This is a genomic window from Pyxidicoccus xibeiensis, assembly GCF_024198175.1.
Lineage (GTDB): Bacteria > Myxococcota > Myxococcia > Myxococcales > Myxococcaceae > Myxococcus > Myxococcus xibeiensis.
Genome location: NZ_JAJVKV010000003.1, coordinates 96,897 through 108,879 on the forward strand (window position 1 = coordinate 96,897; position 11,983 = coordinate 108,879).

10 protein-coding genes are annotated in these 11,983 nt (G+C 69.6%); 6 read left to right on the plus strand and 4 right to left on the minus strand.

What is annotated here, in order from left to right; translation table 11 throughout:
- Window positions 1-14: 14 nt before the first annotated feature.
- From LXT23_RS13100 to LXT23_RS13110, 3 genes are read left to right on the plus strand one after another with little or no spacing between them, the layout of a single operon-like run.
- Window positions 15-1,193 (plus strand): acetyl-CoA C-acyltransferase, encoded by a 1,179-nt coding sequence (locus LXT23_RS13100; RefSeq protein WP_253980505.1) that lies wholly within the window; start codon window positions 15-17, stop codon window positions 1,191-1,193.
- 2 nt (window positions 1,194-1,195) lie between these two features.
- On the plus strand, window positions 1,196-2,401 hold the full coding sequence (locus LXT23_RS13105; protein ID WP_253980506.1) for an acyl-CoA dehydrogenase family protein: 1,206 nt from the start codon (window positions 1,196-1,198) through the stop codon (window positions 2,399-2,401).
- An 11-nt stretch (window positions 2,402-2,412) separates the two neighbouring features.
- Window positions 2,413-3,555 (plus strand): acyl-CoA dehydrogenase family protein, encoded by a 1,143-nt coding sequence (locus LXT23_RS13110; RefSeq protein ID WP_253980507.1) that lies wholly within the window; start codon window positions 2,413-2,415, stop codon window positions 3,553-3,555.
- A gap of 55 nt (window positions 3,556-3,610) precedes the next feature.
- Here LXT23_RS13110 and LXT23_RS13115 read toward each other — a convergent pair whose 3' ends face one another.
- Window positions 3,611-5,302, minus strand: a complete 1,692-nt coding sequence (locus LXT23_RS13115; RefSeq protein ID WP_253980508.1) for a long-chain fatty acid--CoA ligase — start codon at window positions 5,300-5,302, stop codon at window positions 3,611-3,613.
- A gap of 215 nt (window positions 5,303-5,517) precedes the next feature.
- Window positions 5,518-6,150 (minus strand): hypothetical protein, encoded by a 633-nt coding sequence (locus LXT23_RS13120; protein ID WP_253980509.1) that lies wholly within the window; start codon window positions 6,148-6,150, stop codon window positions 5,518-5,520.
- Window positions 6,151-6,243: 93 nt separating this feature from the next.
- Here LXT23_RS13120 and LXT23_RS13125 point away from each other — a divergent pair, with 93 nt between their 5' ends.
- Entirely contained in the window at window positions 6,244-7,560 is a 1,317-nt protein-coding gene (locus LXT23_RS13125; protein ID WP_253980510.1) for a DUF4082 domain-containing protein, read from the plus strand.
- A 43-nt stretch (window positions 7,561-7,603) separates the two neighbouring features.
- On the opposite strand, the gene LXT23_RS13130 is transcribed toward LXT23_RS13125, so the two are convergent.
- Window positions 7,604-8,152 carry a YceI family protein gene (locus LXT23_RS13130; RefSeq protein ID WP_253980511.1) on the minus strand — a complete coding sequence of 183 codons (549 nt, stop codon included), beginning with the start codon at window positions 8,150-8,152 and terminating at the stop codon, window positions 7,604-7,606.
- A gap of 99 nt (window positions 8,153-8,251) precedes the next feature.
- Between LXT23_RS13130 and LXT23_RS13135 the strand changes: the two genes are divergently transcribed.
- On the plus strand, window positions 8,252-8,827 hold the full coding sequence (locus tag LXT23_RS13135) for a GNAT family N-acetyltransferase (RefSeq protein ID WP_253980512.1): 576 nt from the start codon (window positions 8,252-8,254) through the stop codon (window positions 8,825-8,827).
- Between the two features lie 82 nt (window positions 8,828-8,909).
- Entirely contained in the window at window positions 8,910-10,229 is a 1,320-nt protein-coding gene (locus tag LXT23_RS13140) for a metal-dependent hydrolase family protein (protein ID WP_253980513.1), read from the plus strand.
- A gap of 9 nt (window positions 10,230-10,238) precedes the next feature.
- On the opposite strand, the gene LXT23_RS13145 is transcribed toward LXT23_RS13140, so the two are convergent.
- Window positions 10,239-11,981, minus strand: a complete 1,743-nt coding sequence (locus LXT23_RS13145) for an acyl-CoA dehydrogenase family protein (protein ID WP_253980514.1) — start codon at window positions 11,979-11,981, stop codon at window positions 10,239-10,241.
- Window positions 11,982-11,983 lie beyond the last annotated feature (2 nt).

Here is an 11,983-nt window from a genome sequence, read left to right on the forward strand (position 1 = left end):
CGCGGGAGAAATCCATGACCGACGTCGCAATCGTATCGACCGCCCGCACCGCGCTGGCCAAGTCCTGGCGCGGCGGCTTCAACATGACCCACGGCGCCACGCTGTCCGGCCACGTCATCCAGCACGCCGTGCAGCGTGCCGGCGTGGACCCGGCCGAGGTGGAGGACGTCATCTTCGGCTGCGCCCTGCCCGAGGGCACCACCGGCAATGACGTGGCGCGCATGGCGGCCATCCGCGCCGGCCTGCCGGTGAGCGTCGCCGGCGTCACCGTCAACCGCTTCTGCTCCTCGGGGCTGCAGGCCATCGCCATGGCGGCCCAGCACATCCTCGTGGACGGGGCCGGGGTGATGGTGGCCGGCGGCGTGGAGTCCATCTCCACCGTGCAGGCGAACCTCAACACCACGTACCTCAAGGAGGAGTGGCTGGCCCGGAACAAGCCCGAGCTGTACTGGACCATGCTCCAGACGGCGGAGACGGTGGCGGCCCGCTACAAGATTCCCAAGGAGGCCCAGGACGAGTACGGCGTGCGCAGCCAGCAGCGCGCGGCGGCGGCGCAGGCCGCGGGGAAGTTCAACGACGAAATCGTCCCGCTCACCACGCTGATGGGCACCGCGGACAAGGCCACGGGCGCGCTGGGCACCCGTGAAGTCACCGTGGCCGCCGACGAGGGCATCCGCCCGGACACGACGATTGCCGGGGTGTCGGGCATCCGCTCCGCCGTCCCCGGCGGTGTGGTGACGGCGGGCAATGCCAGCCAGTTCTCCGACGGCGCCTCCGCCTGCGTGCTGATGAACGCGAAGGACGCTCAGAAGCGCAACCTGAAGCCGCTGGGCTACTTCCGTGGCTTCGCGGTGGCCGGGTGCGAGCCGGACGAGATGGGCATCGGCCCCGTGTTCGCCGTGCCGAAGCTGCTGAAGCGGGCCGGACTCAAAGTCGACGACATCGGCCTGTGGGAGCTGAACGAGGCGTTCGCCGTCCAGGTGCTCTACTGCCGCGACAGGCTGGGCATCCCGGACGAGCGGCTCAACGTGAATGGCGGCGCCATCGCCGTGGGGCACCCCTATGGCATGACGGGCTCGCGCCTGGTGGGGCACGCCCTCATCGAGGGGAAGCGCCGAGGCGTGAAGCACGTGGTCGTCACCATGTGCGTCGGCACCGGCATGGGCGCCGCTGGACTCTTCGAGGTGGCCTGAACATGGACCTGAACGACACCGCCGAGCAGCAGGCATTCCGGCGCGAGGTCCGCGCCTTCCTCGCCGCCGAGCTTCCCCCGGCGCTGAGCCACAAGGTCCAGCACCGGCAGCGGCTGGGCAAGGAGGACACGATTCTCTGGCAGGGCATCCTCCACAAGCGTGGGTGGGGAGCCCCCGGGTGGCCGAAGTCCTTCGGCGGCACGGGCTGGAGCGCCATCGAGCAGCACATCTTCGAGGAGGAGGCCGCGGACGCGGGCGCACCCCGGCAGCTCGACTTCGGGCTGCGGATGGTGGCGCCGGTCATCATGGCCTTCGGCAACAAGGCGCAGCAGGAGCGCTTCCTGCCGCGCATCCTCAGCGGGGAGGACTGGTGGTGCCAGGGCTACTCCGAGCCGGGCGCGGGCTCGGACCTGGCCTCGCTGCGCACGCGCGCCGAGCGCAAGGGGCAGCACTACGTCGTCAACGGCCAGAAGGCCTGGACAACGCTCGGGCAGCACGCGGACTGGATTTTCTGCCTGGTGCGCACCAGCACGGAGGGGCGGCCCCAGGAGGGCATCTCCTTCCTGCTCATCGACATGAAGAGCCCGGGCATCACCGTGCGCCCCACCATCATGCTGGACGGCGAGCACGAGGTGAACGAGACGTACTTCGATGACGTCGAGGTCCCCGTCGAGAACCTGGTGGGCGAGGAGAACCGCGGCTGGACGTACGCCAAGTTCCTCCTCGGCCACGAGCGCACCGGCCTGGCCAACGTGGGCCAGTGGAAGCGGCTGCTCAAGCGGCTGGAGCAGGTGGCCCGCCGCGAGACGGCCTCCAGCGGCCGCCCGCTCATCGAGGACGCGCGCTTCCGCGACAAGCTCGCCCAGCTGAAGGTGGACCTGCTCGCGCTGGAGGTGACGCTCCTGCGCGTGCTGTCGGCGGAGGCGAAGGACGCGAAGAAGGGGCTGGGGCCCGTCGCCTCGGTGCTGAAGATCAAGGGCACCGAGATTGGCCAGGCCATCTTCGAGCTGACCATGCAGGCCTGCGGGCATGACGCCCTGGCGTATCTGCCCGAGGCGCTCGAGCCGGGCTACTCGGGCCCGCGGGTCGGAGGCGAGCACGCGGCGGCGGCGGCAGGTGACTACTTCAACATGCGCAAGCTGAGCATCTTCGGCGGTTCCAACGAGATTCAGCGCAACATCATCTCCCAGATGCTCCTGGGCCTGTGAGGCGACCGGACATGGACTTCAGCTACACCGAGGAACAGCAGGCCCTCCAGGACTCGCTCCGCCGCTTCCTCACGAAGGAGTACGACTTCGAGAAGCGCAAGCACATCTCCCGCTCCGCCGTGGGCCACAGCGCCGACCACTGGAAGCAGCTCGCGGAGATGGGCGTGCTCGGGCTCGGCATCCCCGAGGCCTACGGCGGGATGAACGGCAGCCCCGTGGACACGATGCTCATCATGGAGAGCTTCGGTCGCGCCCTGGTGCTGGAGCCGTACCTGCCCACCGTGGTGCTGGGTGCGGGGCTGGTGCGCGACGTGGGCTCGGAGGCGCAGAAGCAGGCCCTGCTGACGCCCATCGCCATGGGCGAGCTGCTCATGGCCTTTGCCCACTACGAGCAGGGCAGCCGGTATGCCCTGGAGCACGTCGCCACCACGGCGAAGCGGGACGGGGACGGCTACGTGCTGAGCGGGGCCAAGTCCCTGGTCCTGTCCGGGGCGCAGGCCGGCAAGCTCATCGTCTCCGCCCGGACGTCCGGAGGAGCGCGCGACAGGACGGGTGTGTCGCTCTTCCTCGTGGACCGCGGGGCCCCGGGTGTGAGCCACCACGGCTACGTGACGCAGGACGGAGGGCGCGCCGCGGAGGTGAAGCTGTCCAACGTGCGCGTGGGCGCGGACGCCCTGCTCGGGCAGGAAGGCGCCGCGCTGCCGGTCATCGAGCGCGCGGTGGACCTGGCCATCGCGGCGCTCTGCGCCGAGGCCGTGGGCGCCATGGACGCGCTGCTCGAGACGACGCGTGAGTACCTGAAGACGCGCAAGCAGTTCGGCGTGCCCATCGGCAAGTTCCAGGTGCTCCAGCACCGGATGGCGGACATGCTGATTGCCACCGAGCAGGCCCGGTCCATGGCCATGGTCGCCGCGGTGAAGGTGCAGTCCGAGGACGCCGCCGAGCGCAGGCGCATGGTGTCCTCGGCCAAGGCGCTCGTGGGGCAGTCCGCGCGCTACGTGGGACAGCAGGCCGTGCAGCTCCACGGCGGCATGGGCGTCACGGACGAGCTGAGCGCCGCCCACCTGTTCAAGCGGCTGACGGTCATCAACACCCTGTTCGGTGACGCGGACCACCACCTCGCGCTGGTGAGCGACGGGCTGCTGGTGGCGTGAGCTTCCCCGAGGGCCGTGCTCCGACGTCCGGGCTGTCGGAGCACGGCCACGGCGGCTACGGCCTCGCCAGCTCCTGGTCCTGCAGGACCTTCCACATCACCTTGCCGGTCGCCGTCTTCGGCAGCGTCTCCACGAACTCCACCACCCTGGGGACCTTGTAGGCGGCCATCTTCTCCTGGGCCCAGTGGATGATGTCCTCGGCCGCCGCCGTCGCACCGGCCCGCTTCACGACGACGGCCTTCACCGTCTCGCCGCGGTAGCCGTCCTTCGCCGCGATGATGCAGCACTCCTGCACCGCCGGGTGCTGGTACATCATGGACTCCACCTCGGCGGGCCAGACCTTGAAGCCGCTGGCGTTGATCATCCGCTTCAGGCGGTCGGTGAAGAAGAAGAACCCCTCCGGGTCCATGTAGCCCAGGTCACCCGAGCGGAAGAACCGCTTGCCGTCGAGCTCGGCGAAGGCCTCCTCCGTCTTCCGCGGGTCATTCCAGTAGCCCTTGAACACCTGGGGCCCGTGAATCCAGATCTCCCCCACCTCGCCTCGCGGCAGCTCCTTGAAGGTGATGGGGTCCACGATGCGCGAGTCGACGTTCAGGTAGGGCACACCCAGGCATTGCTGCTTCATGCGCTGGCGCGGGTTGATGTGTGAGGCGGCCATCGTCTCGGACAGGCCATAGCCTTCCATGTACTGCTGGCCAGTGAGCTCCAGCAGCTTCTGCGCGACGGCCGCCGGCATGGCCGCGCCGCCCCCCGAGACGAGCTTGATGCCGGAGATGTCGTATTCCCCCAGGCGCGGATTCGAGAGGAAGTCGATCAGCATGGTGGGAATCAGCGTCCAGGTCGTCACCTTGTAGCGGGTGATGAGCTGACCGGCCACATCGCGGTCCCAGCGCGGCAGCATGACGACCGCGCCGCCGATGTAGAGGGTGGCGTTCATCACCGACTGCATGCCCGTCACGTGGAAGGCCGGCAGCACCGCCAGCGCGACATGGTCGGGCGCCACCGGGCCGGACCAGGTCGGCGTCGCCACCGCGTTGAACATCACCGAGCGGTGCGTGTGCACACAGCCCTTGGGTTTCCCCGTGGTGCCGGACGTATAGGGCATGCAGGCGAGGTCATCCGGGCCGGCCAGGTGCTCGCGCGGTGCATGCTTCGCCGCCAGCGCCTCCTTCCAGGGCACCACGCCCGGCAGGGCAGGCACGGCATATGGCGCGCGCACGAAGTCAGGCACGTTCAGCTCGGTGGGCGCGAGCAGAGAGTCGGAGTAGGCCGCGACCACTACCTTCGAGAGAGCACTGCTGCCAATCAGCGGGGCGACGCGGGAGAAGATCTCCTGCGAGACGAGGGCCACCTTCGCGCCGCTGTCCGTGACGTAGTGTCGCAGCTCCTCGGTCAGCAGCATCGGGTTGACCGGGACGGCCATCGCGTCGGCCCGGAGGATGGCGTAGAACGCGATGAGGAACTGCGGGCTGTTCTGCATGTCCAGCAGCACCCGGTCTCCACGCTGCACGCCACATTCCTTCTGGAGATAGCCGGCGAGCGCGAGCACCTCCTCGTGGACCTGCGCGTAGCTCAGCACCGTGTCGTAGAAGACGACCGCGGGCCTCTTCGGGTAGCGCAGCGCGGACACCTGAAGATTCACATAGAGACTGGTGTCTGGAATGGAGATGGAATACGGCAGGCCCACCGGCCAGTGAGCGTAGTGGGCGGTGTTCATCGCCTTCGACTCCGAGCTTGGAATCATCATGGACTCGACATCCTCCTGAGGGGCGGTGGACGAGGAAATGGCTGACATCGAGTGTCCGGCGCCGCTCGAAGCAGAGTCAAGGAAGGCGTCCACGACCGTCGAGAGCAACACCGCTCTCACGACGTTTCGCAGTGCGGAACATCGCAGCGGAGGCTGTCACCCGGAACGTATGCCATTGATTGACGCAGCGCGCTTTCGGGGGTTCCGACGCGGGCTCACTTCATCCAGCGTGTACGAATCCTGCCGTTGACGACCTCGACGGCCATCCAGTCATCCGTGTAGGCGGCCGGGCAATCACACGGGACCTCCTTCAGGTGCTCCCGAACCAGGCGGAGCTTGTAGCCGCGCGGCGTCGTCAGGATGGCCACCGTGCCGTCCTTCGACTGCCCCAGGCTCTGCCGCACGTCGAGGAGCTTCCCTGTCGCCGCCTCGATGAGGGCCACGCCCACGAAGTCATACCCGGGGCGGCCATCCCGCTCGAAGAACACGAGCACGCGCTGCCCGTCCACCGCGAAGGCGGACACGGGGGAGGAAGCGGCTCCCGCGACGTGACAGAGCGACCTGCCGTTGGCGAGGTTCGGGATGGGGCGGTACCAGCCCTGCTCCAACGGGAGTTCGGCCTTTCTCCCCTGCCCCTCCACGAAGGCCCGCATGTCGTCCTCGGTGCACTCTCCGGAAGGGGAGTCGAAGCTCACCGAGAACGTGTGACTGCCGAGCTGGCACTCCAGCCGGAAGTCACAATTGGAGGGCTCGGGCGGCGTCGCGGGCGAGGAGGGCTCCAACGCGAGCGCCCCGCCCCCCAGGGCTCCGCCCAGCAGCACCGCCACCACCATCCAGCCGCGTGTCATCGCATCCTCCGCACGAGTCACATCTTGTTCCGGGGGCGAGACTACAGTGACCTCGTCGCAAGGCCACCCCCAAGCCCAGAGAGAGCCCAGAGCATGCGCCTCCGCCAACCCCTTGCATCCATCCTGGCTGTCCTGCTCCTCACCATCCTGCCCGTGTGCGCGCCGCCAGACACGGCCAGCGAGGGACAGCCCCTCGCGCCGACCGAGGCCGTCCAGGCGCTCACGCCCGGCGGCGGGCTGCGGTTCATGACGTACAACATCAAGCACGGGGAGGTAAGCAGCCTGGAGAGCATCGCCAGCGTCATCAACGGCCAGGCGCCGGATGTCGTCGCGCTCCAGGAGGTGGATGTCCTCACCCACCGCTCCGGCAAGGTGGACCAGGCCGCGCGGCTGGGGCAGCTCACGGGCCTGCACCATGCCTTCATTCCCGCGCTGCTCAGCTACGACGGCGGGCAGTACGGCCTCGCGGTGCTGTCGCGCTACCCCATCCGCTCCGTGCAGCGCTTCGCCCTGCGCTCCGCCGCGGAGCAGCGGGCGCTCGGCGTGGTGGAGGTGGAGCTGGACGCGGCGCATGTGATTCCCGTGGCCGTCACCCACTTCGGCACCACCGGCGCCGCGGAGCGCCTCAACCAGGCCGAGGACGTGAAGGCAGCCCTCGCGGGCAGGCCGTGGGCGCTGCTCGGCGGCGACCTCAATGCCACCCCCACGGAGTCCAGCATCACCAGCCTGAAGGCGATGCTGTCCGACGCGTGGACGCGCGGCGGCTCGGGCAATGGCTACACCCAGAGCGCGAGCTTCCCCACGCGCCGCATCGACTACCTGATGCTCGGCTCGGCCTGGACGTCGCCCGTGACGGCGGCCGTCGTCGGCGCGTCGTCCCAGTCGGACCACCGGCCGGTGGTGGCCACGCTCATCCTCCCCTGGAGCCAGTCGCTCTTCGGTGACCGCGTGCCCGCCAACACGGTGGAGGAGGCGGACACCCGCGCCGTGGAGGTGGGCGTGCGCTTCCGCAGCAACGTCCCCGGCACCATCACCGCGCTGCGCTTCTACCGGGGCACCGGCAACGCCGCAGGCTATGTCGCCCGCCTCTGGAGCGGCACCGGCACCCTGCTGGCCCAGGTGCCCGTCAGCGACGGCCGCATCCCGGGCTGGCAGGAGGTCCTCCTCCCCTCGCCCGTCTCCATCAGCGCCAACACGCTCTACGTGGCCTCGTACCACACGTCCAACGGCCGCTTCGCGCGAGACCCCTCCGGGCTCGCCAGCGCCGTCACCAGCGGCAACCTCACCGCACCCGCCAGCGCGAGCGTGGGCGGCAACGGCGTGTACGCCTATGGCGCGGGCGGCTTCCCGGCAGGCAGCTACAAGGACACGAACTACTGGGTGGACGTGCGCTTCGTCCCCGCCCCCTGATGGCCTGGCGACGAGGTGTCGCCAGGGCTCGGGGCGCGGTGCATCAGGCGGCCTGCACGGCCTGCGCCTTCACCGCCTGGACCTCGAGGGCGATTTCAATCTTCTCGCCCACGAGGACGCCGCCGGTCTCCAGCGCCTGGTTCCACTTGAGGCCGAAGTCGCGCCGGTCGACGGAGGTCTTCGCCTCGAAGGCCGCCTTGACGTTGCCCCACGGGTCCTTGCCCACGCCGAGCTGCTCGGCGTCCAGCACCACCTCGCGGGTGATGTCGCGGATGGTCAGGTTGCCGGTGACGCGCAGCCCGTTGCCGGACGTCTTCTCCACCTTCGTGCTCTGGAAGGTGATGGCGGGGAACTTCTCCACCTCGAAGAAGTCGGCCGAGCGCAGGTGGTTGTCACGCTGCTCGACTCCGGTGGAGATGCTCGCCGTGTCGATGCTGACGGAGACGGAGGACTTCGTGACGTCCTGCTCGTCCAGCGCCACCGTGCCGCTGAACTTCTGGAAGTTGCCGCGAACCTTCGCGATGACCATGTGGCGGACGGAGAAGTGGATGCCGGAGTGGGTGGTGTCGATGTTCCAGGTCGTGGTCGTCATGTGCGTGCTCCCTTTCGTGTTTCGTTGTTCGATGAGTGAAAGGTAGCGGTGGACGTGCCCCCTGATTAGATGGGCACGGCCGGAAGGACTGTTCCACCCATGGAACAAATGCGGAAATTGGCACCCGTCAACCAGCACCTCCTCGCCCGGGGGCCACGCGTCGTCCTGCGGGCTCCTCGCGCGGAGGACCAAGAGGCCTTCCTGGCGGCCACCCGGGCGAGCCGACGCTTCCACCGGCCATGGGTGGCCCCAGCGACCACGCCCGAGGCGTTCCGGGCGTACCTGCGGCGCAACGAAGGCGACGACTTCGAGGCGCTGCTGGCCTGTGAGCGCGAGTCCGACAGCATCATCGGCGCCTTCAACCTGAGCCAGATCTTCCGGGGCGGCTTCCAGAACGCGTACCTGGGCTACTGGGCCGTCCACGGCTTCCAGGGACGGGGACTCATGTCCGAAGCGCTGCAGCTCGTGCTCGGGTACACCTTCCGGACCCTGAAGCTGCACCGCGTGGAGGCCAACATCCAGCCGGGCAATGCCGCCTCCAGGGCCCTGGTGCTCCGGGCCGGGTTCCGGATGGAGGGGTTCTCCCCGCGCTATCTCAAGGTCGCGGGCCGGTGGCGAGACCACGAGCGCTGGGCCCTGTGCCGCGAGGACTGGCGCCCCACCCTCTCTCGATAACGTCGGCCACCACTCGCGCAGGGGTGCACGGGCCGTGCGGGTGGCTTGACTCGGAACCGGGGCGGGCGGCTATGCCGGCATCATGCGACGCGCGCTCCTCCTGGGTTCCCTCCTGCTGTCCCTCTCCGCTCCCGCCGCCGAGCCCTCACAGGCACAGGTCCTCAGGGCCGCGCGCCTCTTCGATGCCACGACGGGGAAGGTCGTCACCCCGGGCGTGGTGGTGGTGGCGGAGGGGAAGGTGGTGGGGGTGGGACCGAAGGCGCCCGTGCCGCAAGGGGCGAAGGTCGTGGAGCTGGGCGACGCCACGCTGCTGCCGGGCTTCATGGACGCGCACACGCACCTGACGGTGGAGCCCGGGCCCGACTGGCGCAAGGACGTCATCGACAGCTTCCAGCGCACCATTCCCGAGCAGACGCTGGACACGCTGCCCTGGGCGCGCACCACGCTGATGGCGGGCTTCACCACGGTGCGCAACCTGGGCGCGGAGGACTTCATCGACGTGGGCCTGCGCAACTCGATTGCGCGCGGCAACGTGGTGGGGCCGCGCATCCTCTCGTCAGGGTCGAGTCTGAGCTCCACGGGCGGGCACTGCGACTTCGGCAACTCGTGGCGCAAGGGGCTGATGGCCAGGGATGCCAGCCCCGGCGTGGCGGATGGCCCGGACGCGCTGCGCGCCCGCGTGCGCGAGACGCTCAAGTACGGCGCGGACCTCATCAAGGTGTGCGCCACCGGGGGCGTGATGAGCTTCAACGCGGAGCCCGACGCGCCGCAGCTCACCCAGGCGGAGCTGGACGCGGTGGTGGACGAGGCCCACGCGCGCAAGCGCAAGGTGGCCGCGCATGCCCACGGCGCGGAAGGGGCGAAGCGCGCCATCCGCGCGGGCGTGGACTCCGTGGAGCACGGCACCCTGCTGGACGACGAGGCCCTGGAGCTGATGAAGCGCAAGGGCACCTGGTACGTGCCCACCGCCTTCGCCTTCCACGGCGTGCAGGAGCTGGCGGACAAGGGAAACCTGCCACCGGACACCGTCGTCAAGCTGCGCGCGGTGAACCAGCGGCGGGAGCAGGTGCTGCGCAAGGCCATTGCCATGAAGGTGCGCATCGCCTTCGGCACGGACGCGGGCGTGTTCGTCCACGGACGCAACGCGGAGGAGTTCGCGCTGCTGGTCGCGGCGGGCATGTCCCCCGCCGAGGCCCTGCGCGCCGCCACGGTGAACGCAGCGGAGCTGCTCGGCGTGTCGGACCGGCTGGGGACGCTGGAGCCCGGGAAGCTGGCGGACGTCGTCGCCGTGTCCGGCAACCCGCTCCAGGACATCCGCGCCACCCAGAAGGTCTTCTTCGTGATGAAGGAGGGCGTCATCCACCGCCACGACACGCCGCCCTCCCCTGCGCCCTCGCGCTGAGCGCCGCCGTCACCGCCGGGTGAAGACGTCGCACAGCAGGAAGTCGAGCTCGTCTCCGGAGAGCCAGCGGGCGCTCACCCCCGTGAAGTCCGGCTCCGCCTCTACTTCAACCTGCCGCCAGAGGTCGTCCAGGCGGTAGCGCGCGGCGGTGCAGTAGACGTCCGCCAGGTCGCCGGCCTGCGGCTGGCCTCGCGAGGCCAGGGCCGAGGCGTGGGCCAGCGTGACGGACAAGGTGAACAGCTCGTTGCAGACCTGGTTCAGCAGGATGAGCGTCCGCTCGCGCGCATGGAGCACGCGGGAGTCCGGATAGCGGCGCGACAGCTCCAGGCACTTCCGGGCGAGCCGGTGTACCTCCCGGGCCGTGTGCTGGAGGTGCTCGCGGTTGCGGGCAGACAGGTGCTCGTCCACCGGAAGCGGCGTGGGAGGCGACTCCAGCTCGCCGGCCTGCGCGGGCGACGGGTAGTAGAGGGAGAACAGCCCCTCCCGCGCGGCCTTGTGGTCCACGAGGAAGTCCACGCCGCCCGCCACGCGGAAGGCCCGCGCGTCGCGCAGGGCGCGCTCCAGCGGAACCGGTACCGCGCCCCGTGCCGCCTTGCTCTCCGCCGTCTCGTAGCCCTCGGCGGCGAGCAGCGACACGGTCCGGTCCGTGATGCGCGCGCACGCCAGGGAGGCGATGTTCTTCGCCGCCACCTGCTCGAACCAGCGCACGGGAAGGTTGTCCGCCGTCACGCCCGTGAGGCTCCACCGGGCCACGCTCTCCATGGCGAAGACCTCGGCCGCGGTGGTGGAGACGAGCCGCTGGATTTCATCGAAGTCACCGAGCGCGCGCCCCTGGGCGAGCCGCCGGTGGAGGAACTCGCGCGACCACTGGAGGCACTTCTTGGAGAGCGCCATGGAGGCCGCCACGATGATGTACATGCGGCCCAGGGCGCTGAGCGGCTCCAGCAGCGGCGTGTTCCGCCAGTGCTCCTGCGACATCGCAAGCACCCGCTCCTTCGGCACCCGCACGTTCTCGAAGCTCAGCGCGGCGATGGGCAGTCCGCGCAGGCCCATCAGCCCGTGCTCGGCCCGGACGCGGAAGCCGGGGCTCGTCGTCTCCACGACGAAGAGGCTGATCTGCTCCTTGCCGTCCTCGCAGAGGGTGGCGGTGACGTTGAGCAGGTCCGCGATGGAGCCGTTGCCGATGTAGACCTTCTCGCCGTTGAGGACGTAGGCCGTCCCGTCCTCCGTGGGCGTGGCGGTGGTGGACGCACGTCGCACGGAGGCACCGATGGGCTCGGTGTCGGCCCAGCCGGAGATGGCCCCCTCGGCAATCCGGGCGCGGACATAGTCCCGGAGGGGACCTGCCTGGACCGCCTCGATGATGGCGCCCGCGCCCAGGCCACTGTGGATGGCCAGCGTGTAGCCCACCGGGAGGCACACGCTCATCACCGCCTCGATGACCCGGAAGGTGTTCAGCATGGAGAGCCCCCGGCCCCCCAGCTCCCGCTCCACCTGCAGCTTGTAGTAGCCCCGCGCGCGCAGGGCCTCGCGCAGCTCGTGGGAAATCCTCCCCGTGCGCTCCACCTCGTCGGGGTCCACGTGCTCCTTCAGGAACTGCTCGACCTCGGCGAGGACGGCATCTCCCTGCCGACGCTCCTCCGGGTCCTGCTCGGGGAACGCGCGGACCAGGTCCCAGCGGAGCCTTCCCGCGAAGAGCTGGCCCAGGAAGCCCTCGCGGCTGCGGGTGGCGGGATGGAGTGGTTCGCTCATGG